Below are 20,795 nucleotides of genomic sequence, written 5' to 3'. Positions count from 1 at the left end.
GTGTCCGGAACGACACGGCCCGTACAATTCCCGCCATGGGCTTTGTCGCCGTCGCCGCCACCGACGGAATGCTGCACCTCGAGCTGGCGATGGCCTACGAGGTGTTCGGCTCGGCCCCCGACGCCGTCCCCGGCCCGTGGTACGACGTCCGCGTCTGCGGCGCCCACCCGGTGCGCGCCGGCCGTTTCCAGGTGGAACCGGACTGCGGGCTGGACCGGCTCACCGAAGCGGCGACCGTGATCGTCCCCGCACTGGCCGACGTCGACCGCGACCCGCCCGCCGACCTGGTCGAGGCCGTCCGCGCGGCCCACGACGCCGGCGCACGGGTCGTCTCCCTCTGCACCGGCGCTTTCGTGCTCGCCGCCGCCGGGCTGCTCGACGGCCTGCGCGCCACCACCCATTGGGCCCACACCGACCTGCTCGCCGCCCGCTATCCGCGGGTCACCGTCGACCCGGACGTGCTCTACGTCGACAACGGCCGGGTGCTCACCTCGGCAGGCAAGGCCGCCGCCATGGACCTGTGCCTGCACCTGATCCGGCGCGACCACGGCCCGGCCGTCGCGAACGTGGTCGCCCGCCGGCTCGTGGTGCCACCACACCGGGCCGGCGGGCAGGCGCAGTTCGTCACCACCCCGGTGCCCGACCGCGACGGCCACCCCCTCAGCGACCTGCTGCCGTGGGCGATGCGCCGCCTCGACCAGCCGCTCACCGTGGACGACCTGGCCCGGCAGGCGAACATGAGCGCACGCCACCTGGGCCGCCACTTCCGGGCGGTCACCGGGACCACGCCGCTGCAGTGGCTGCTCGTCCAGCGGATCCGCCGCGCGCAGGAACTGCTGGAGAACACCGACGACAGCATCGAGGCGGTGGCGGCGGCCTCGGGGATGGGCACCGCGACTACCCTGCGCCGGCACTTCCAGCGCACTGTCGGCGTGCCGCCGGACACGTACCGCCGCACGTTCCGGTCAGCCGGTCTGTGAATCCTTCGAACACAACGGCGCTGCGCCCGGCGGCTCGCGGCCACCGTTGCCCTTGTCCAGCCACAGCCGCACCGTGGAGTAGTCCGCCTGTGTCAGACCGGCGAACGGATCGACCCGGTGCAGCAGTGCCGGGCCGGGGTGATGCGCCCGGACCCAGCTCCGGTCGACGTCGGTGATCTCGTCGTCGAGCCACACGAACGGGCGGGCGGCCGGCGGCATACGTGCTCAGGAAACGGTCTTCCAGTGCATCCCTCCCCCCTCGGTGTCGTCATTGTCGGGCCACTCGACGACCGGCAACACGGGTAGTCCGAGTCGCGGTGAGATGACCTCGTTGGCGTCCGCCATCCAGGTCGTGGCCCACACCAGTTGCCCGCGCAGTGCCAGAAGTCTTCGCCCGTCTTCCGGGCGAGCCGGTCCAGCAAGGGGTTGCCGCCGTCGGCCGGAGTGATCCGGGGTGCGGAGGATGTTCGAGCCCTGAAAGGAATCAGCGGTCCATCGACATCCAAAGAATGTCTCGTAACTGCTCCGCACGCGACGATGAGACGCCAGCCGGGAGGCGAGGTCATCCGACCGCGGGAAGATGAGGCCATGGGCAACGAGGCGAGACGCGCTGCGGTGGCTACGCTGATTGAGCTTGCGGAAAGCTCCGACTACCGCGACCGAGCTGACGCAGGCCGCGGTCTGGCGAGCTTGCTCGACATACCTCAGGCCCGGGGGATGCTGTTGAGCCTCCTACTCGACGCCGGGGATACGTTCGTCACCCGTGTAACGGCGGAGGCGCTGCTGCGGCGTCGGGACCAAGCTGGGCTCGCGACGGTCGCCTTGGCACTTGGTACTGCCGACCCGAACCACGTCGACTGGATTGGTGCAGCGGTTGCGGACGTGTTGGGGGTGTTCGCCAGCGACCGGGATGCCGCTGTGCGCGATTGTGAAGCGTTGGCCACCGACGCCGATGATCAGGTCCGCCACGGCGCTCAACAGTTACTGGCCATGCTCACCGAGCTGAATCCGATCCTTCTCCCAGCGCAAAACGGATAACGGGAGCCCTATAACCCGGTGTTTGTCGGCTTCGAGCGGCGGCTGACCATCGATGGGTGCAGGTGTTCTCAGCCCCTCGCCCGGACTTGATCCACCCGTTCACCGGTCTAAGCCCGGCTCAGTTCCACCGCCTCGTATGCCTGGTCGCCCGGCGTGGCGGTGGCGCCATCGCCGACGGCCGACCAGGACGCCCGTGGGCGCTCACCCTGCCCGACCGGGTTCTGCTGGTAGCCGTGTATTGGCGCACCAACCTGACCATGCGTCAGATCGGAGCGCTGTTCGGCATCACGCACTCCGCCGCCCACCGGGTGATCGACACCCTCGGCCCGCTGCTCACCCTGGCGCCGGCACGCCGCCGACCGAAAGGGCAGGTCGCGATCGTCGATGGCACCCTGATCCCGACCCGAGATCACCGTCTCGCTGCGCAGAGCAAGAACTACCGGTACTCGGCGAACCTGCAAGTCACGATCGACGCGAACACTCGCCTGGTCATCGCTCTGGGCAAGGCGCAGTCCGGCAACCGCAACGACACCATCGTCTATCGCAGCAGTGGCATCAACCAGCAACTGGCCGGCCGCCAGGTCATGGCCGACGGCGCCTACCGCGGCAACCCCAACGTAATCATCCCGTACCGCAAACCCCGCGACGGTAGCGAACTCCCAGCCTGGAAACAGGACTACAACAGCGGACACCGCAAGATCCGCCCGCGTGGAACACGCCCTGGCCCGCCTCAAGACCTACAAAATCCTGCGCGACTACCGCCGCGCCGGTTCCACCCTCGCGGTCACCGCAGCAGGAATCGCCCACCTACACAACATCGCCATGGCCGACTAATTCCAGAGCCGTTGCCCCGCAACGCCTGCACCGAGTTACGAGACATCACTTAGAGCTCCTTACACGATCTACTGAATCGATGTTGATCAGCGCTGCGAGGTGAAGATCGGTCTCGTTCGGTCATCGTGAGCAAGGCGTGAGTCATTAATGCGGCAAACTGACGGGAGATCGAGTTGTATGCTGGCGCTTCGTTGTTCTCTGCGGGAGGGACGACATGGCTGGCGTTGACGATTCCTGGGACCGCATTCGGAGCTGGCTGGAGCTTAGGGCGCCCGTGGTTTTACGGGTGCTTGCGCCGCCGGCGACAGACGCCGACCTTAGAAGCGTGGAAGAAGCGCACGGAGTGACATTGCCTGATGACTTGGTGCGCTGGTGGCGAGGCGCCAATGGCCTGGTCCCCGGCGTAGTCAACTCGTTCGCCGATATCATCCCGCCCGGCCGGTTTCCAGCGAGCACAAGGATTGCGATTGCCGACCAGGCGGAGGGTCGCAAGATCGGTCTTGACTCAGCGAAGCAGCTACTTTCGATCGACGCCGGCTTGGGCTATGACTATGACGCCAAGGTCTCTGAAATATCGGCTTTGCCGGCCGGGTCACTGATTGGAAATGAACTCAGCATCCAGTCGCCGTTGTGGATCACTATAACAAGCGGAAGCGAATGCCTATTCGTGGACTGTAGGCCGGGTGATCTACATGGCTGCGTGATGCTCCGTTTACACGGTGGCGGCCGGCGCGGGCCGGTGTGGCGCGACGTAGCTGAGATGTGGAGCGAAGTAGCAGACGTGCTAAACGCTATCAATCACAACGAAGAACCGGAATCTGTACATACCAGCGTCGGTGAATGGTATATGTCCAGCCATTGGTGGAATCGCTCGTAGATCAACTTAAAGTTCCTAACATGATCTCTTAGCGGGTCCAGTTGATCAGTCGGCGCCAGCAGATCAGGACGCAGGCGAGGCCGACGAAGCCGTCGTGGATGTCGAGTCGGCGTTCCCAGCGCACGGCAAGCCGGCGGACCTGGTGCAGCAGGGCGAAGCTCTGCTCGACGACGTAGCGGAGCTTGCCCAAGCCCTTGATCCCGGTGGTCCTGGGCTTCGGGATGAGCGGTTCGGTGCCACGCTCCCGGCAGGCCTGACGGAACGCCGCACTGCTGTAAGCCTTGTCGGCCAGCAGTGCTGTGAAGCGGCGCCGGGGCCGGCCCGGTCGGCCGGCGCTCGGCGGGTAGCAGTCGAGTAGGTCGATCGCTCGGCGGATGTCGGGGACGTTCACTGCGCTGGTCAGCACGTAGATCGGGGTGCCGTTGCCGTCGCAGATCAGCTGGTGCTTGGAGCCGGGTTTGCCGCGGTTGACCGGCGACGGGCCTGCCCCGGCACCCCCCTTTTTGCGTCGATGTGACTTGCGTCCATCGCCGTCCTCGACCAGTCGATCCGGTTCGCCGCGTTCAACTTCGCGAGCAGTATCTGGTGGACGTGGTCGAACACGCCGGCCTCGGTCCAGCGTTGCAGCCGGCGCCAGCAGGTCATCCCGGAGCCGAATCCGAGCTCCTGCGGCAAGTCTTCCCAGCCGATTCCGGTATGCAGCACGAACAGAATCCCCTGCAAGCACAGCCGGTCCGGCACGGGGCGCGGACCGGGCGCCTTCGCCGGCCACAGCGGTAGTACCGGATGGATCAGCTCCCACAACTCGTCATCGATGACCCACGCCTTGCTCACGATGACCGAACGAGACTGATCTTCACCTCGCGGCGCTGATCAACATCGATTCGATAAATCGTCTTAGGAGCCTTAGGTAGATCAAGGGAGTGTGCTGAGGGTGCCGGGTCACGATCCGGAAGAGTAACGCTCGTGGGTGCGATACGACTACAGCGAATCTTCAAGGGTCGCGGAATGGAGTTTGGCATGATCCAGTGCTTACACTTCGGCTCGCGGATGCGGAAGAGTTATTTGCATGAGGCAGACGTCGTTGTTCAGTCGAGCGGAAACTGCAGCGATGCGCGACCGGACCGCTTCACGCAATTACTCTGCCGATCGTGAAACATTCCGCAAGGAGCACGAGAGGCATCGCGCGTGGGGCCTTCAGCAACGCCATGCGCAGAAACTTCGCCGCATCGCCCGGAGCCGATCCGGGCCGGTGGAACCACCGGTGGGCCAAAGCCTGCCTGCACCGCCCCCGCCGGCCGCGCCACCTTCAAAAGCTCCGGTAACGCGTCGGAAAGGTCTGAGGCCGCCGCAACGCTCGATCTGGGTTTTTATTGAATTTAGGTGGTCGCCCCAGGATGCTGCTCGCGGTTCCACGCAATGTGATCTGTTATGGCCGGGTCCGCCTGGGTCACTGTGCTGTGGTCAATGTATTTCACGACCATTTCTTCGAGGCGGCTGCCGATTGTTTCCCCAGTTCCTGTTCCGCTACGTTCTGCTTATTGCGGCGCGGCGATCCTCCAGGTGCCGGCGTTCTGCGGCATCGTGCGTCACTGCTATCGCCTCTTCATATGCCGTGGCTGCCTCCTCCTTTCGGCCCAGTTGCTCCAGCAGGTGTGCTCGCACCGCGCGGGCCGGCTGGAAGCGGCGGGCCGGTTCGCCGGCCGCCGCTGTCATCTTGTCGAGCAGTGCCAGGGCTGGTGCCGGTCCGTCGACCTCAGCTGTTACCGCGGCCAGCGCGACGGTTCCGCCCAGTGATGGGGCCAGGCGCTGGAGCAGGTGGTGCAGGCGGAGCAGGGCCGGCCAGTCGGTGGTGCCGGTTTCGGCGCGGGCGCAGTGCACTGCCTGGATGGCGGCTTCCAGTTGGAAGCGGCCCAGGTGGCCGCGGGCGTGGGCGGTTTTGAGGTGTTGGTGTGCGCGGGCGATCAGGTGCCGGTCCCAGAGTTGCGGGTTCTGGGCGGGCAGGGGCACGAAGCGGCCGGTGGCGTCGGTTCGGGTGGCGGCGCGGGCGGCGGAGAGTTGGACCAGGGCGGCCAGGCCGTGTGCTTCGGGGTCGTGGGGGACGAGGGTGGTCAGGACTTCGGCGAGGTGCAGGGCTTCGCCGGGCAGGGTGCGGTTCTCGGGGCCGGTGGTGGCCCAGTCGATGACGTACGCGCCGTACACCGCTTCGAGCACGGCGGCCATCCGGGCCGGCAGGTCGGTGCGGTCGGGGATGCGGAACGGGATGCCGGCGGTCTTGATGCGTTTCTTGGCCCGGACCAGGCGGGTGGCCATGGTGGTGGCGGGCATCGAGAAGGCCCGGCCGATCTGTTCGGCGGTGAAGCCGAGCACCGTGTTCAGCATGAGCGGGGTGTGCACGGTCCGGTCGATGGCGGGGTGCGCGCAGACCAGCATCAGTTCGAGACGGCGGTCGGGGATCGCGTCGACGTCGAGGTCGTCGAGGTGGATGGGGGTGTGCTCGGCGACGTCGAGGGTGATGGTGCGCCGGGCGGCGGCCGATTTCCACCAGTCGCGGAGCCGGTTGCGGGCGACGGTCAGCAGCCAGGCGTCGGGATTGGTGGGGACTCCCTGGTCGGGCCAGGTGCGGACGGCCCGTTCGAACGCGTCGGCCAGGGCGTCGGCGGCGGCGGCCAGGTCGCCGGTGCTCACGGAGAGCAGGGCGAGCAGCCGCCCGTAACTGTCCCGGGCGGCTGTCTCGGCGACCTGTGCCGCTATGCCGCCTGGCACCCGTCCGTCCACTTGCCGTCGAGGAAGGTGGTGCCGACCGGGCGGATCTCGATGGTGCCCCACTGGGCGCCGGGGTTCTTCTCCGCCCAGCCGATCGCAGCGTCGAGGTCGGGCACGTCGATGAGGAACACGCCGGCGAGCGCCTCCTTCGTCTCGGCGAACGGGCCGTCCTGCACCCGCAGGGTGCCGTCGCGGCGGGTGACGCTGGTGGTCGACACGGTGGGGTGCAGCACCTCGGCCCCGAGCAGCACGCCGGCCTCCTGCAGGGAGCGGGCGTAAACGTTGAACGCCCGCTGCCCCTCGCTGATCAACTCTTCGCTCAGCTCACCCTCGCCGGGCTCCTGGTGGTGCATCAGCAGTGCGTATCGCATGTCGAATCCTTCTTCCGGGTGCGGCGCCCCGGTGGCGCCGTCACTGGGATGACGAGCCGGGCGCCTGCCAATCGTCACTCACCGCGTAAATGTCTCCGGCGTTCGCCTCGTGCGGCAACGCGAGCACGTGAGCGGACATCTCCTCGGCCCCGACCCACCGCCCGAACGTCCACTCCATGGTCTCCCCCAGCGACAGGTCGAAGCGGCGCAGCCCGAGCGCTTCCGCCCGGTCCAGGCACCGCCGGGCGACATCGCGCTGGATCGTGGTGAACTCGAACGACAGGGCGGGCACGGGGCTGCTCAGCCCGGCGAGGACCGCGTCCTCGTACCCCTCGACGTCGATCTTCACGAAGGCCGGCACGCCGAACTGCTGCACCAGCTCGTCCAGGGTCGTGGTTCGTACCGTGATCTCCTGATCCCAGACCTGATCCTCCCAGCCCTGCGAGCCGTCCGCGGCGGCGAGGAAACCGGCCGAGTTCGTGGACACGGTCGGGTTGGCGGAATTGACGTACAGCGTGGTGGTGCCGGCGCTGCTCCCGCAGGCCGCCTCGACAAGGCTGACCTGGTCGTCGCCGTCGTACAGGCCGTGCAACGCGCGCATGCACAGCGGCTGCGGCTCCACGGCGACCACCCGGGCGCCGAGCCGGCGGAAACCGGCGATGCGGTCCCCGACGTGCGAGCCGACGTCGAAGACGAGATCGCCCGGCCGGACGAACCGCCGGTACATCTCGTCGATCGCGGCCTCGCGCTCGGTGTCGCCGTAGTAGTAGTCCAGAGACCGGCTGAGCGGCGCCATGGCGGGATCGTCACGGAGCCGGTCGATGTCGCTGTGTGTCACATGCGCCTCCTGAAGTTCGGCGATCCGTATTCTCCCGGATCACTGTCCCAGGCGACGGCCGGACCCTGGCGAAACCCTCCAGGCCGTCGTGCGCCGGCTTTTCCGGCACCCCATGCGGTACGACCTGAGCACCAACCGGACAGCCAGTGGTCACGCAGCGTCTCCCGGGGCGGGGGCCACCGCCGAGCCAGTCGCCACACCGGGCCGTCCCGTCACGGGGACCGCCGCTCCGTCGTCGCCACCGGCGCGGCGGCCGGGCCGGCTGTCACGCCGGCCTGGCCGACTGTCAGCGCAAGCTGAACGCCAGCAGCACGTTGCCGTGCTCGCTCGGATAGAACGGGAAGTAACCGGACTGGATGTAGAGCATCCCGTTCGCCACGACCGCGCCACCGTTGCCGGAGACCGCACTGCCGAAACCGGTCAGCCCGTTCACGCCGGCGAACTCGCGCACCGTGTCGTACTCCCACAACACCCGGCCGTCACGGGCCGAGTAGGCCCGCATCTTGCCGTCGTTGCTGCCCTCCCACACCAGGCCCGGGGTGCTCGTCACCGCCGGGGTGTGCGCAAGCGTGCACACGTCCGGGAAGTTCGCGGCGCCGCCCCACGCGCACCCGTTCGCCGGGTTCGGTGTCTGCCACAGGATCCGCCCGTCCGCGGGGTTCAACGCGAACACCGTCCCCGGGCCGGCGAAGTACGTCGCCACGTAGATCCGCCTGCCGTCGTAACTGCTCCCCCACTGGATGCCGGAGATGCCCCCACTGGGCAGCGGCACGCCGATCTGCCGCCGCCACTCCACCGCGCCGGTGCGCGCGTCGAAGGCGTGGTAGACACCGCTCTTCTGCCCGACACCGACCAGCGTCCGGTTGCCGACGCGGATCAGGTTGGGGGTGGCGCCGATGTCGTAGTCGAGGGCGCTGCCGTCCTTGAGCCCGGGGCAGTACCCTTCCGGGTCCGGGTCGTTGCACAGGCTCCGCCAGGTGTCCGCCTTGGTCACCTGCTGCTTCCAGCGCACCTTCCCGGTCCGCGCGTCGAGCGCCAGCAGCGAGTCGAAGTCACCGGCGCTGCCGGTGTAGTTCTGCCCGGTGCCGACATAGAGGGTCCCGGTCCGCGGGTCGATGATCGGCGAGCTCCACACGCCCGCCCCGGACGGCTCGAACCGTGCCGCCCCGCTGGGCCAGCTCCCGGTCCGCACCGGCTCCGGCACCGTCCAGTACCGCCAGTCCAGCTCGCCGGTCTCCGCGTCCAGCGCGTCGATGTGCCCCCGGAACGTACAGCACGGATAGTTCGCGTCCCCGGTGTTCTCCCCGCTGGAGGCGCCGATGTAGATCCTGCCCCGGTGGTACAGCGGCGAGCTGGTGTGCATGCCGGCCGGGTGGGTCTCGGTGTCCTTGGCCCACCGCAGGCGCCCGGTCCGCTGATCGAGGGCGTAGACGTAGCCCCGGCTGTCCCCGAAGTAGACCTTGCCCCGGGCTACCGCCGGCCCGTCCAGCACGACCGCGGTGGCGGCACTCCCCGGATCCACCGAGGCCAGTTCGAACGTCCACCGGCCGGCGCCGGTCCTGGCGTCCAGCGCATAGAACTTCCCGTCCGGGCCGCCGAAGAAGATGCTGCCGTCGACGACGGCGGGCTGACTCTTCGCCAGGGCGCCGGTCTTGGGATAGGCGAACGCCCATTTCAGCTTGAGTTTCGAGACGTTGTTCGCGGTGATGCGGTGCTCGGCGGCGTTGTGCCGCGAGCCCACCGTGTCGCCCTGCCAGGTCGGCCAGTCCCCCGGCCGCGCCACGGTGGCGCTCGCCGGCACCACCGCCATCACGGAAACGACCCCGCCGAGCAGCGCGGCCACCAGAAAGGAAATCGTTCGTCGAGGCATCGACCACTCCCCGTCAAGTGTCGGTCACTGACCTCACCCTAGACGGAGACCGCAATCGATGAACGGCTCGGAGCTGACCGGTCGTACTGGAGCATCAGCCCGGCTTTCCGCGTCGGACTTCGTTCCGTTTCACCCTGGTCCGCGGGGTTGCGAGCACTGCCAAAACCTGAGCCATCGTAATGTCGTGTCGATATTGCCGAAGGCGGGAATGAATCTCTCGCGCGCTGGAGGCCGGATACTGACGGGCGACCTCGAGGACCGCCTTGCGGACTGCGGCCGAGACCGCGATTTCCCGCGGAACTGCTGCCGGCGCCGCCTCTTCGCCGCTCTCGGCCAGTCGGCGGTTCAGCTGCGACGACGTGTCCCGGTAGTGCGCGGCCCGGCTCGTGAGGTGCAGAGTCGCAGCGGCGTCGAGATCTCTCAGCGGATGGCCGGCCGGGACGTCGGCCGGCACCTGCCAGGTCTCCCGTACGGATGCGACGACCCGCATCCCGGCAGGCAGGACAGCCGGCAGCAGGGCAGCAACACTGCCGGAGGTCCCCTCGGGCGGTGTGCCGCGGTCCTCGGCAAGGCCGTCGACGACAAGTACGAGGCGCTCCCCCGCGGCCTGACACCAATCGGCCACCCGCTCGAACAAAGTCTGCAGTCGGCGCTCACTGACCCGGCCTTCCGGAACTCTTGGCAGCCGCTCACTCAGCACCGTGGCCAACTGATCGCTGACCACTTCGGTGAATCGGTCCCGTTCGTCCCGGCTGCGGCTCGAAGCGAAGAAGGAGACCACCTGGACTCCGGTCGGGGGCGCGAGAGCGAAGGAGGCCAACAACGCCGTCTTGCCCACCAAGGGGTCGCCCCGCACCACGAGATATTCCGATCCCGGCTCAGCGGACGTGCAGAAGGCAACCAATTCGCCGAGCTCCTCGTCACGCTCGGCCAGAAGCTCTGGAGCGATACGGCGAACCACCTCCTGGTAGGAGAACCGCGGCGGAACATCAGCGGGCCGGCTGAGGAAGGCAGGCTCCGGCGAATGGCTGACAGTGTGCAGTCGCGGCTGCTGGCGGCGGACCGGTCGCAATCGTGCCATCAGTCCTTCCAGAAGCTCGGACGGGGAGAGCGCCGGCTTGGTCGAACCGGCCAACCAGTCCCCGACAGTGCCCGCGAGCGCCTGCGAGAACCCGAGTGCTGTTGCGTCTTCATGCTCTCCCGCCGAGGCGAGCACACCGAACCACGGCACTCGAACGGGATGGCGATGTGCCGCCGCGACGAGTTCCTCCGCCGCCGATCCGGCCCGGGAACTGTCGATCACCACGAGGCTCCGGCTTGTCCGGGAGCCGCCGAAGAGCAGGTCCGCGACCGCTGACATGGTGATGCTGGTGCCCTCGATGTCCCCGGACAGAGCGTCAGAGGGAACGAAACGGAATTCGTCCCCGGCGATCGCACCATGGCCGTACAGGTAGAGCACGACGAGGTCGTCGGAGCGCCGGTCCGGATCCCGGTAGAACCGCCCCAACCCTTCCAGCACCGCCCGGCGGGTGGCCGATCCTGACGCGATCGGCACGATGACATAGCTCAGGAACGCGAAGAGTCCGGCGATCTCCGCGTCCTGCGCCGCAAGCGGCGGGAACACCGGGTCCTCGTATTCGTCGATCATGCAGAGCAGCAAGTAACGGCGAGGAGCATGGACAGCCTCGACAGGAGCATCACCGGAAAGGGACGGCGTGCCGAGGTCGAGACCCAGACGGAGGGCCATCCGCCGGCCCATGGCGGCGAACGGCATGAGGTCGCCGGCAACCATCACCGCGCCTTCCGGATCGGCCACCAGGGCGTGGACCGAGTGCCCGGAGCCCGCGTTGCGTTCCAGATAGCCGGTCAGCAACTCGTAGACGTCCCACTCCTGGGTGACGGTGGTCCCCCGGTAGAGAAGCTCGGCGACGCCCGGCCGGAACCTGAGAACCGGGCCTTCCGGGCCGGCTTCCTCCGGTAGTCGCTCAAGGAGGCCGCTGACCAGCAGCTCGGCGATGTGACTGGTGGTCGCGTCAGGGACGAGACGCTGGTGAAGCACCCGCATCAGCGGCAGGGTCAGGAGCGTGGCGCCCGCCAGGATCTGAGCCAGCCGCTGAGCCCCGTCCGTCGCCCGCATCTCGAAAGCCGCAACCTGATCGGTGGCGTCCACAGGCTCACCCAACGCCGATGCCCCGCCCGGAGGTGGGCGCCGGGTCCAGACCGCTTCCGTCCAGGCGCTCCCGCTGACCACCGCCTGGCTCCACCGCACGATCGAGTCCGGGTCGAGGCTCATCACCGGCACCGGCACGTCGGACCGGGTCACCTCGTCGTCGCTCCACCACGCGGCTCTGGCCTCGAGGGACGCGTTGGGATCGGCCGGCCGCATCGAGCGGACCACGCTGGTGGGCTGACCGATGGCTGTGTAGCCCCAGTAGGACGACGGCAGTAGGTGGACAAGGGTGGTGGGCATTGCCCATGCCCAGCGCCGCAGAACTCGCCACATCCCGGGGCGCTGCCACTCGTCGCCGGTGCCGTCGGTCAGCACGAGGATGAGTCGGCGGCCCGCCGGGTCGACCAGCTGGTCGGCTCGATGCACGACGCCCGCGCTGTCCCGGACGAGCGGCGTTTCGGGGCCTGGACCGGTAGAGCGGTGGAGTGACCAGCGTGTGACTGACCGGAACGCTCCGGTGCGTCGCAACGTCCCCTCGAGTTCGTTGACGGCCTCCGCCCAGGCCGAGGCAACCGGCGTCGGGTCCACGACGATCGCGGCGTCCAAACCGCGTTCGTGGGCGGGCCGGGATACGACGACGAGTCGTTGAGCGTCGGCGGTCGCCTCCACGGTCGCGTCGACGTCGATCACGGCCGGGCCGGGCCGTTGCACCCGGCGGAACAGTGACAGCGCGGAGGCCGTCACGGGCGTTGGGGACATCGTCGCGGGCAGGTGGAGACCCACCTCGGTGACACGCGCCGCCCCGGTGTTGAGCGGATCCGTTTCGCCGACCGGCAGAGCGAGGTCGGCTACGGCGGAGGCTCCGGGCATTGTGCCCGGCTGTACCGCGTCGCCACCGGCCGCTGAAGCCCGGTCCCCACCTTGTGGGGTCAAGAATTCCCCGGTCCTGCCGGCGGGCTCCGCCCACCGGGCGGCCAGCAGCACAGCCTCGGCGATCTGCTGGGGATGGCTGCCGGGGAAGGCCGCCGCGAGCAGGCGGGCCAGCCGGTCGGTCAACGACCGCTCAGCTCTTCCAGGAGCGTGCTCTCCAGCCGCTCCCGCACGGTAGCGTCGATGTCGTGGTCCGACGTGACCAGATAGAGGTAATTGAGCAGTTGGTCCACCGCGAGCCGCTCACCGGCGACGAGCCGCTGCGCGAACTCGGCTATCTTCTTGCGGTCCCGGCCTTTGACCTGTTCCAGGTACCCGTCGACCACACTCTCCAGGAAGGCGGTCGTCGGGGTGGCTGTCTCGAAGCGGACGCACCGACGGAGGAAGGGCGCCGGGAACGTGCGCTCGCCGTTGCTGGTCATGATGATCACCGGCCAGTGGACGCGGCGGACCACGCCACCGTCCACCGCATACATCTGCCGGTCGGCACCACGCACCTGCTGCCGGACCGCGTCGCCGTCCAGCCGTGCCGCACGGACCAGCGGCGGGATGTCGAACTCGCCTTCTTCAAGGACGTTGAGCAGGTCGCTGGGCAGATCGAAGTCGCTCTTGTCGATCTCGTCTATCAGAACCGCGCGCGGTTTGTCACGACTGGCCAGGGCTGTGCCGAGCGGGCCCAGCGTCACATAGTCCGCGATCCTGAGATCTTCCGACCGCGTCTGGGTGGCGTGCAGCCGGCCCAGCGCATCGTATTGGAACAGACCGTCGCCGAGTGCGCTGCGCGAGGTGATGTACCAGTTCAGCGGATCACCCAGCCCCAGTTCGGCGGCGATCAGGCTGACCAGCGTCGACTTGCCGGAGCCGGGAGCACCGGTGAGCAACAGCGGCCGACGCAGATGCAGGGCGGCGTTCACCGCATCGAGGAGTTCTTCGGTGACCACGAACCGACTGATCGCCACGTCGCGCCGCCGCCATGGCGGGGGCTCGGGCAGGCTTCGCCAGCCTTGCGTCGTGTGACCCGCCTGACTGCTACCGGTGAAAATACGCCACGTCACGTCCGTCTCCTCACAGTGAGCGGGTCCACGCCGCTGTCGGCGGCGGCAGGGCGAACTCGTCCCCGCGGCCGCGGGGGTCGTCCCAGATGACCAGGTGCCGATCCGGGCATCGGGGCAGCTCATCCGGGATGGCGATGCGGCGGGCGGCGACCGGGATCAGCTCGACGGCCTTGGTGATCGCGCGGCGGCTCCGCGGGGTGGCTGTCTCCGGGAACCAGACCAGGAATCCGTAGCCGGCTCTGAGCAGTGCCCGCAGCGGGTCGGTCCGGGACGTCGCAGGCTTGCGACCGATGAGCCAGGCGTGCGCCGTGTCGCTCCGGATCCAGCGCAGCAGCCGAGGCTCATCGGCAAGCACGGCCTCGGTCAACGCCTTCGGCAGCGTGGTCCAGCTCGACCGAGCCCCGCGCTCCATGCATTTGCGGCGCAGGTGCAGATCGTGCAACCGCTGCGACCACCGCAGCCGGGCCTGGTGGCGGTCGGCCAACGACTCGGGGAAGAGCGGCCAGTGCTCGATACCCACGTCGAGCAGCGCCGCTGGGACAGCGAGGTCGACGAGGAGCTGGTTGGCAGGCGGAAGAGCACTCACAATCGCGGTGAGGGCGTCGGCCAGCCCCTCCTGAGTCGGGACCGAACGCTGCTCACCGGTCAGCTTGGTGAAACCGGAGCCCTGCCGCATGACGTGGGTCCAGGTGATCCGGACCGGCCAGGGCAGAGCCGGTGCACCGGACAGCGGCTCGGCACCGAGGTCGAGGAGAAGCCAGGCCCGGGAGTCCGCCTGATCCCGGTAACGCCACTCCGCGTCGGCCACCTGATAACCGAGGGATCCCAGCCAGCCGGACAACCCGGGGTGTTCTTGAGGCGAGACAGATCGCGCTGCGGCGACGCCGACGACGTACCGTGCCAGCGCGCCCAGGTCTCCGGCGGCACCGCGGCGGCGCTCGCTCTCCTCCACCTCTGCGGCTTGCACCAGCAGCCCGTCGGCGTAGTCGTTGCCCGGCCAGGCGCCCACCTCACGCCGGTAGATGACCTGGAGCTGCGCAAGCCCGAGCCGGTCGATCCCCAGGTCGGCCAGCACCTGCTTGGCCCGGGCCGCACGCCGGAGCGCGGAGACGATTTCGCCGGCGCGGGACAGTTCCTCCCCGGCGGCGACCCGGGACAGTGCGGCAGCAGTCCACCGCGCCGGCGGAACGATGCCGGCTGCGATCAGCACCCTTCGGTAGCCCGCCATCGCGTCGGGTGAGAGTTCAGGCTCGTCGTGAACCTCGGCAGCCGGCGCAGGCAGGACCACCAGGTCGCTCAGCCCGGCAACCCCCAGTCGCCGCCACCATCCGGCGGGGTCGGTCACTCCCGAACCCCATCGCGGATAGTCCGGGTGATTTTCCAACAGACTGATCGGGGCCATGGTGATCGTCGACTGCCCCTCCCGCAACGGGTGCTCGATGACCACACCGATCAGCCGGCCGCCACTGATGACCGGGCCGCCCGACATACCCGACCATGCCGATTCCGCGTGCTTCTCCGCGGGTAAGGAGCGAGGCGAGTCGCGCACCTGGACGCTCGCCAGCCCGGTGGCCAGCTTCGACAACACCGGGATCACACCGACCGCGTTGACCAGGTCCCGCACCGTCGCCCGAGACGGTCGCTCGGCATGCCGCGGATAACCGTAGGCGTGGCACTCGACGACGGTCTCGACCGAGCTGTCCCGGTCGAGGCGTGCGAGGGTCAGCGGCGGAAGATCGAGGCTCGGGTCGTCGATCTCGATCAGCGCCAGGTCGGGCGCGGGTCCCGACTCCTGTCCCACGAACCGCACGTCGATCGACGCGGCATAGAGCTTCTTCTTCGGGGTTCGGACCTGCACCTCGACGCTGCCGCCGACCACATGCGCGGCGGTGAGCACAGTGCGGCCGGCCACTATGCAGCCGGATCCGTACCGGTATCGCGGCTCGGCACCCGCTCCCGCGTCGGCGATGACCTCGACGAGACGATCCGCCAGTCTCACGACTAGCCCTTGATCTCGTCACCCGCGTCGGCGACCTTCACCGGTAGGCCGGATCGGTCGACCGGGCTGCTGAACACCACGGTGACCTTCTGCTCGTCGGCGCGCTGGCGTGAGCCGCTCCCGCCCAGCTCGACCTCCACTATCGGCACCTTGAAACCGGCCTTTCCCTCCGCCGAGCGGGTCGCTGTCACGGTGAGCTCCACCGTCATCGACTCGACGGGCAGCTGAATGTCGCTTCCGGCGCCCCTCGCCCGAGCTTCCAGCAACTCGTCGCGCAACGCCGCGATCGCCTCCGCCAGCCCGATGCCGTCCGAAAGATCCACCATGGATGACCCTTTCATCACTGTCAGTGCGCCGACCATAACGCCACAGTCACCGGTTCCACATCAATCGCGGAGGCGACCATGGGTCGGCTGTCCACGGTGGTGCCTGACGGACAGCACACCGGGGCGCCGGACGTGAGACTGCGCGTCACCCGGGTGACCAGAGGCTTCAGCCCGGCGGCCGCGCTGCGGCCCGGGCCGCCCGCCCGGCTCGCGGGGTAGGTACGGGACCGGCCTGGATCGTACGAAAAAGGAATCTTCGGGAAGAGTGACCGCCTCGCCCGACTCAGCCCTTGCGGCCCTGGGTGGCGACACCCTCGACGAAATAGCGCTGGCAGAGGAAGAAAGCGATGATCATCGGTACGGTCGTGAGCACCGCGCCGGCCAGAACCACCTCCCAGGCCGCCTCGCCCGCCTGACCGAACTGGTCGAGGATCGCCTTCATCCCGCGCGGCATCGTGAACAGTGCCGGGTCTCGCAGGTAGATCAGGGGCTTGAGCAGGTCCGACCAACTGGCCCGCAGTTCGAAGACGAACGCCACGATCAGTGCGGGCCGGCACAGCGGCACCGCGATGCGCCAGAAGAGCCGCCAGTAACCGGCGCCGTCGACCCGGGCCGCCTCGAAGAGTTCGCGGGGCAGGCCGAGGAAGAACTGCCGGATCAGGAAGATGTAGAAGGCGCTGCCGAACAGGTTGCCCGCCCAGAGCGGCACCTGGGTGGCGGCCAGGCCCAGTTCGTTCCAGATCAGATATGTGGGGATCATGGTCACCGCGCCGGGCAGCATCATCGTGCCGATCACCAGGCCGAAGAGCACGTTGCGGCCGGGGAACCGGAAGTACGCGAAGCCGAACGCGACGATCGCGCTGGAGACGGTGACCGCCGCGGCCGCGGCGAGGGCGACCACGACACTGTTGCCCAGCCAGGTGAGCACCGGCGCGGCGGTCCAGATGGTGCTGTAGTTGCCGAACGCCCAGTCGGACGGGATCAGCCGGTTGTCGAAGACCTCGGGCCGGGGTTTGAGTGACGCGCTGACCAGCCAGAGGAACGGGTACAGGAAGATCACCGCGGCCAGGGCGAGGGTGACCCACAAGGCCCAGCGCCTGGTCATGATCGCTCGCTCTCGTAGTAGACGAATCGGCGGCTCAACCGGACCTGCACCAGCGTGACCACCATGATGATGCCGAAGAGCAGCCAGGCCAGCGCTGACGCGTACCCCATGTGCAGGAATTGGAATGCCTGCTGGAACAGGTAGACGACGTAGAACAGGGCGGCGTCGTTGCCGTACGTCTGCTGGTTGGCGCTGCCGTAGAACGCGGTGTAGACCTCGTCGAACGTCTGCAGCCCGCTGATCGTGTTGATGATCAGCGTGAAGAACAGCGCGCCACTGATCATCGGCACGGTGACGGCGCGGAACCGGGCCCACGCCGACGCGCCGTCCATCTCGGCCGCCTCGTACAGGTCGCGGGGCACGTCCTGCAGCGCCGCCAGATAGATGATCACGGTGCTGCCCAGGCTCCAGGCGCCGATCAGCACCAGACCCGGCTTGATCCACGGGCCGTCGACGGTCCAGTCCGGCCCGGTCACGCCGACCCGGGCCAGGGTCTCGTTGACCAGGCCGACCTGGCCGTTGAACAGCAGCAGGAACAGCACGCCCACGGCCACCTTCGGGGTGATGGTGGGCAGATAGAAGATCGTCCGGAAGAAGCCCGCCGAGCGGCGGCCGACCCGGGCCAGCAGCAGCGCCAGCGCCAGCGACACCGCCATGGTCACCGGCACGTGCAGCGCCGTGTAGATCAGCGTGTTGACGATGCTGGTGCGCACCCGCGGGTCGGCCAGCATCTGCCGGTAATTCTCGGCGCCCACGAAGCCGGTGCTGGTCAGCACATCGTAATCGGTGAAGGAGAGCACCAGGCTGGCCACCATCGGCCCGGCCATGAACACTGCGAAGCCGATCAGCCACGGTGACAGGAAGCCGTACGCGGCGCGTGTCTCGTGCTTCACGACCCGCTGTTGGCCTTGTCCAGCGCGGCCTGCGCCTCCTGCTGGGCCTGGGCCAGCGCCTGGGCGGGCGTCTGCTTGCCGTCCAGGACCCGGTTGACCGCGTTCTGCCAGGCCGCCTTGAACTCCTCCCCGGCGGCGAGCGCGGGCTCGGCGAAACCGGACTCCTGGATCTCCAGGACCCGCCGCAGGTTCTCGCTGGGCTTCACCACGTCCTTGAAGATCACCTCGTCGGCCTTCTTGTTGCCGGTGAAGATGCCCGGGAACGGCTTGCCGGCGGCCTGCCGCGCCTCGGCCCGCGCCCGCGCGGCCGCGATCCACGTCTCGCTGTCGGTCATCGTTCTGATCCACTTGCAGGCCCGCTCGGCATTCCGGCTGCCCGCCGGGATGGCCCAGGCGTTACCGGTGATCCAGTCGACCGGCTGCCCGTCGACACCCAGGAACGGCGCGACGCTCACCTTCACGTCCGGTGAGCTGTCGGCGAGCACGTTGAGATAGAAGTCCTCCATCGGGAAGGCGCCCAGCTGGTTCTCGGCGAACTGGTTCTCCGCGCCGAAGAAGTCGAACGAGTCGCGGAACGACTTGAAGGCCGGCCAGCCGCCCTGCTGCTTGATCAGCCCGACCGCGTACTCCAGCGCCTCGACGACCTTCGGGTCGTTCAGCTGTGCGGTCTTCCCGTCGGCGCTGGCCAGAGTGGCGCCGTTGGCCCGCGCCCACAGCGGCAGGAACTCCGGCAGCTTCGGGTCGAAGCCGATCCGCTGGATCTTGTTGCCGTTCGCCTTGTAGAGCCGCGCGGCGGCCGTGGACAGCGCCTGCCAGTCGCCGGTGTTCACCGCCTCCGGCGCCACGTCAACCTCGGCCAGAGCGGCGTCGTTGAGCATCAGCACCCGGTTGTTGTAGAAGTCCGGCATGCCGTAGAGCTGCCCGTTCAGGGTGGCCTCGGTGACCGCGGCCTCCCGGAACTGGCCCATGTCGATGCTTTCCCGCTCGACGCAGTCCTCGAGCGGCAGCAGCGCCTTCTTCGCGGCGTAGGTGCCGAGCAGCCGCCGCTCCATGTAGACCAGGTCCGGCGGGCTGCCGGACGCCACCGCCGACAGGAACGCCTGCGCGTCGAAGCTGCCCTCGGACGCCTTGGCACTGCTCGGCGCGATCGCCGCGTTGGCGGCGTCGAAGCGGGTCTTCGCCACCTCGTCGGCGGTGCCGAATCCCATCGTCGTGAGCGTGACAGCGGCGCCGGAATCGGCGTCGTCGTCGCCACCACCCACGCCGCCGCACGCTGTGGCGAGCGTGAGGACCAGGGCGGTGGCCAGCGTGAACCGGACTGATCGGATGAACATCGTCGTTCTCCTCGATGCGGACTTCCCCCGAACATAGGAGGAGATGAATGGCCTCGCATCTCGAGAGAATCGGTTCATCCGGTCGGCGGTGCCGCCCGGCAGACGGTGTCGATGAAGTGCAGGGCCGTCAGCGAGTCGTGAGCGCGGTGCCAGGTGGTCCAGTCGGTGCGGGCCCGCACAGAAGCCCGCCGCAGCTGCCGGAACCGGCTCGCGAGCAGCTGGACCTCCTCGAAGTCGGCGGCGCCCAGACGTCCGCCCTGCTCGAGGCAGTTCGACGCGAGCCGGAGCACCACCGCATCGACCGTGGGAACTCGCCCCGGCCGGCCTCGCCCCGCGGGCCCCAGCAGGAGGTCGAGCGCGAACATCGCCGCGTTCCGCTCGTCGCCGTACCAGGTGAAATAGCTGGAGCTGAACTCGTCGGCCGGCGCGCTGCGCCGCCCCAGGCGTTTGGCGGCCCGCCGCCCGGCTTCCCAGGCGCGGAGTTCGATCAGCAGGAGGTCGCGGCCGGCGGACAGCGCGTCCATCGCCCGGAGCAGCGCGGCCTCGTCACGGCGGAAAGACCCGGCGACATGCTCCAGATAGCGGAAGGTGACGTGAAAGCCGAGCGGGGCGAACCGCTGGACACATCCGACGAGGGCGTTGACCCGGTGGGCGTACGGCAGCGAAGGGTTGCGCACCTTGCGCTCGTAGGTTCCGAAGCTCACCGCGTCAGGGTCGCACGCCGGCCGTCACCGGCCGGCGGCACAATCGGTCGACGGATCAGAACGGGGGCGCGTCCTCGCCCATCAGCGCCAGCACGACGCCGCCCTTGCCGCGCTTGAGGCCCTGGACCACGACCTTGCCGGTGCTGCCGTCGGGCAGCTCCAACGTGAACGTCTTGCCGACGGCGTTCTTGGGGCCGTTACCGGCGCTGTTGGCCGGCCGGAAGTCGCCCGCCCAGGGCGGGTTCCCTCCCCTGCGGGCGGGCTCGGCGAAGAGAGCGGCCGTGCCGGGGGTCCTGGTGCCGTCGGCGGCGAGAAGCACTGAGGCGCTGCGATAGGTAGCCATATGCGGCAAGGCTATCGCGGATCGCCTCCGATGTGGCGCATTCATCGAGCGGATGCCGCCCCGACCGGCACCCGCCGGCTCAGCAACGAGAGCAGTCCGGCGGCGGCGGTCGCCCCGGCGGCAAGGAACAACGCGGCGGGCACACGATCACCGGACGCGTGGATCAGCCGGCCGGCCGCCTCGCCCAGCAGCAACCCGAACCGCAGTACGGCAACGGCGAGCTCGTCGTGATAATCATGCCGTACCGGACATCTATGACTTACAGCAATAAACACCGATCTCAATGGTTTCGGCGCGTTCCCCACCGCATTCACGTGAGCTGATATGGTCGCGCCGGCCTCGGCACCGGCTCCCGGTGCACC

19 protein-coding genes and 2 pseudogenes are annotated in these 20,795 nt (G+C 68.5%); 5 read left to right on the top strand and 16 right to left on the bottom strand.

Annotated features, from left to right (window positions below; all coding sequences use genetic code 11):
- Positions 1–35: 35 nt before the first annotated feature.
- Positions 36–980, top strand: coding sequence for a helix-turn-helix domain-containing protein (locus AC0NH5_RS18070; RefSeq protein ID WP_474405121.1), 945 nt, complete (start codon positions 36–38; stop codon positions 978–980).
- Here the strand turns inward: AC0NH5_RS18070 and AC0NH5_RS18065 are convergent.
- Positions 966–1,546: pseudogene (locus AC0NH5_RS18065) on the bottom strand (HAD domain-containing protein). The gene AC0NH5_RS18070 and the pseudogene AC0NH5_RS18065 sit on opposite strands and share 15 nt — an antisense overlap.
- A gap of 22 nt (positions 1,547–1,568) precedes the next feature.
- Here AC0NH5_RS18065 and AC0NH5_RS18060 point away from each other — a divergent pair.
- The 3 genes and pseudogenes from AC0NH5_RS18060 (at position 1,569) to AC0NH5_RS18050 (ending at position 3,729) form a co-directional block, all read left to right on the top strand.
- The gene (locus tag AC0NH5_RS18060; RefSeq protein WP_474405118.1) at positions 1,569–2,018 is read left to right on the top strand and encodes a hypothetical protein; all 450 of its coding nucleotides are present in this window, start codon (positions 1,569–1,571) and stop codon (positions 2,016–2,018) included.
- Positions 2,019–2,074: 56 nt separating this feature from the next.
- A pseudogene (locus AC0NH5_RS18055) lies at positions 2,075–2,852 on the top strand (transposase family protein).
- A 214-nt stretch (positions 2,853–3,066) separates the two neighbouring features.
- Positions 3,067–3,729, top strand: coding sequence for an SMI1/KNR4 family protein (locus AC0NH5_RS18050; protein ID WP_474405115.1), 663 nt, complete (start codon positions 3,067–3,069; stop codon positions 3,727–3,729).
- 28 nt (positions 3,730–3,757) lie between these two features.
- Here the strand turns inward: AC0NH5_RS18050 and AC0NH5_RS18045 are convergent.
- The 9 genes from AC0NH5_RS18045 to AC0NH5_RS18005 all read right to left on the bottom strand — a co-directional run bounded on the left by AC0NH5_RS18045 (position 3,758) and on the right by AC0NH5_RS18005 (position 16,054).
- Positions 3,758–4,563, bottom strand: a protein-coding gene (locus AC0NH5_RS18045) for an IS5 family transposase (RefSeq protein WP_474405112.1) whose coding sequence is annotated in 2 segments (ribosomal slippage) — positions 3,758–4,233 and positions 4,233–4,563 — 807 coding nt in all. Because the reading frame shifts where the segments join, the coding sequence is not laid out codon by codon here.
- A gap of 693 nt (positions 4,564–5,256) precedes the next feature.
- Complete coding sequence (locus AC0NH5_RS18040; protein ID WP_474405110.1) at positions 5,257–6,495, bottom strand: RNA polymerase sigma factor; 1,239 nt, start codon at positions 6,493–6,495, stop codon at positions 5,257–5,259.
- Positions 6,480–6,866 carry a YciI family protein gene (locus AC0NH5_RS18035; protein WP_474405108.1) on the bottom strand — a complete coding sequence of 129 codons (387 nt, stop codon included), beginning with the start codon at positions 6,864–6,866 and terminating at the stop codon, positions 6,480–6,482. The genes AC0NH5_RS18040 and AC0NH5_RS18035 overlap by 16 nt, the downstream gene beginning before the upstream one ends.
- Before the next feature lie 40 nt (positions 6,867–6,906).
- Positions 6,907–7,662, bottom strand: a complete 756-nt coding sequence (locus AC0NH5_RS18030) for an FkbM family methyltransferase (RefSeq protein ID WP_474405180.1) — start codon at positions 7,660–7,662, stop codon at positions 6,907–6,909.
- 328 nt (positions 7,663–7,990) lie between these two features.
- Positions 7,991–9,574, bottom strand: coding sequence for an outer membrane protein assembly factor BamB family protein (locus AC0NH5_RS18025; RefSeq protein WP_474405106.1), 1,584 nt, complete (start codon positions 9,572–9,574; stop codon positions 7,991–7,993).
- A 94-nt stretch (positions 9,575–9,668) separates the two neighbouring features.
- Positions 9,669–12,800, bottom strand: coding sequence for an SAV_2336 N-terminal domain-related protein (locus AC0NH5_RS18020; RefSeq protein ID WP_474405103.1), 3,132 nt, complete (start codon positions 12,798–12,800; stop codon positions 9,669–9,671).
- Positions 12,797–13,633, bottom strand: coding sequence for an AAA family ATPase (locus AC0NH5_RS18015; protein ID WP_474405101.1), 837 nt, complete (start codon positions 13,631–13,633; stop codon positions 12,797–12,799). The genes AC0NH5_RS18020 and AC0NH5_RS18015 overlap by 4 nt, the downstream gene beginning before the upstream one ends.
- Positions 13,634–13,739: 106 nt before the next feature.
- Complete coding sequence (locus AC0NH5_RS18010; protein WP_474405099.1) at positions 13,740–15,728, bottom strand: trypsin-like peptidase domain-containing protein; 1,989 nt, start codon at positions 15,726–15,728, stop codon at positions 13,740–13,742.
- Positions 15,729–15,730: 2 nt separating this feature from the next.
- Positions 15,731–16,054, bottom strand: coding sequence for a trypco2 family protein (locus tag AC0NH5_RS18005; protein WP_474405098.1), 324 nt, complete (start codon positions 16,052–16,054; stop codon positions 15,731–15,733).
- A gap of 78 nt (positions 16,055–16,132) precedes the next feature.
- On the opposite strand from AC0NH5_RS18005, the gene AC0NH5_RS18000 reads away from it, so the two are divergent.
- A complete protein-coding gene (locus AC0NH5_RS18000) occupies positions 16,133–16,273 on the top strand; it encodes a hypothetical protein (RefSeq protein ID WP_474405096.1) in 141 nt (46 codons plus the stop codon).
- 64 nt (positions 16,274–16,337) lie between these two features.
- Here AC0NH5_RS18000 and AC0NH5_RS17995 read toward each other — a convergent pair whose 3' ends face one another.
- From AC0NH5_RS17995 to AC0NH5_RS17970, 6 genes are all read right to left on the bottom strand, one after another.
- Positions 16,338–17,159 (bottom strand): carbohydrate ABC transporter permease, encoded by an 822-nt coding sequence (locus tag AC0NH5_RS17995; RefSeq protein ID WP_474405094.1) that lies wholly within the window; start codon positions 17,157–17,159, stop codon positions 16,338–16,340.
- Positions 17,156–18,052 carry a carbohydrate ABC transporter permease gene (locus AC0NH5_RS17990; RefSeq protein WP_474405092.1) on the bottom strand — a complete coding sequence of 299 codons (897 nt, stop codon included), beginning with the start codon at positions 18,050–18,052 and terminating at the stop codon, positions 17,156–17,158. Before AC0NH5_RS17990 ends, AC0NH5_RS17995 begins: the two co-directional genes overlap by 4 nt.
- Entirely contained in the window at positions 18,049–19,386 is a 1,338-nt protein-coding gene (locus AC0NH5_RS17985; RefSeq protein ID WP_474405090.1) for an ABC transporter substrate-binding protein, read from the bottom strand. Before AC0NH5_RS17985 ends, AC0NH5_RS17990 begins: the two co-directional genes overlap by 4 nt.
- A gap of 74 nt (positions 19,387–19,460) precedes the next feature.
- On the bottom strand, positions 19,461–20,090 hold the full coding sequence (locus AC0NH5_RS17980) for a hypothetical protein (protein ID WP_474405088.1): 630 nt from the start codon (positions 20,088–20,090) through the stop codon (positions 19,461–19,463).
- 55 nt (positions 20,091–20,145) lie between these two features.
- A complete protein-coding gene (locus AC0NH5_RS17975; protein WP_474405086.1) occupies positions 20,146–20,433 on the bottom strand; it encodes a hypothetical protein in 288 nt (95 codons plus the stop codon).
- A gap of 41 nt (positions 20,434–20,474) precedes the next feature.
- The gene (locus AC0NH5_RS17970; protein WP_474405084.1) at positions 20,475–20,738 is read right to left on the bottom strand and encodes a hypothetical protein; all 264 of its coding nucleotides are present in this window, start codon (positions 20,736–20,738) and stop codon (positions 20,475–20,477) included.
- Between the last annotated feature and the right edge of the window lie 57 nt (positions 20,739–20,795).

It is taken from the genome of Actinoplanes sp. 13 (assembly GCF_056134165.1).
Note: the sequence above shows the minus strand (reverse complement) of the source record. Positions and strands in the feature narration are given on the sequence as shown.

What these genes read in the sequence shown, in the direction of transcription:
- AC0NH5_RS18070 (WP_474405121.1), top strand. Translation starts at nt 36, where the DNA reads ATGGGCTTTGTCGCCGTCGCCGCCACCGACGGAATGCTGCACCTCGAG.
- AC0NH5_RS18060 (WP_474405118.1), top strand. Translation starts at nt 1,569, where the DNA reads ATGGGCAACGAGGCGAGACGCGCTGCGGTGGCTACGCTGATTGAGCTT.
- AC0NH5_RS18050 (WP_474405115.1), top strand. Translation starts at nt 3,067, where the DNA reads ATGGCTGGCGTTGACGATTCCTGGGACCGCATTCGGAGCTGGCTGGAG.
- AC0NH5_RS18035 (WP_474405108.1), bottom strand. Translation starts at nt 6,866, where the DNA reads ATGCGATACGCACTGCTGATGCACCACCAGGAGCCCGGCGAGGGTGAG.
- AC0NH5_RS18030 (WP_474405180.1), bottom strand. Translation starts at nt 7,662, where the DNA reads ATGGCGCCGCTCAGCCGGTCTCTGGACTACTACTACGGCGACACCGAG.
- AC0NH5_RS18025 (WP_474405106.1), bottom strand. Translation starts at nt 9,574, where the DNA reads ATGCCTCGACGAACGATTTCCTTTCTGGTGGCCGCGCTGCTCGGCGGG.
- AC0NH5_RS18005 (WP_474405098.1), bottom strand. Translation starts at nt 16,054, where the DNA reads ATGGTGGATCTTTCGGACGGCATCGGGCTGGCGGAGGCGATCGCGGCG.
- AC0NH5_RS18000 (WP_474405096.1), top strand. Translation starts at nt 16,133, where the DNA reads ATGGGTCGGCTGTCCACGGTGGTGCCTGACGGACAGCACACCGGGGCG.
- AC0NH5_RS17995 (WP_474405094.1), bottom strand. Translation starts at nt 17,159, where the DNA reads ATGACCAGGCGCTGGGCCTTGTGGGTCACCCTCGCCCTGGCCGCGGTG.
- AC0NH5_RS17985 (WP_474405090.1), bottom strand. Translation starts at nt 19,386, where the DNA reads ATGTTCATCCGATCAGTCCGGTTCACGCTGGCCACCGCCCTGGTCCTC.
- AC0NH5_RS17975 (WP_474405086.1), bottom strand. Translation starts at nt 20,433, where the DNA reads ATGGCTACCTATCGCAGCGCCTCAGTGCTTCTCGCCGCCGACGGCACC.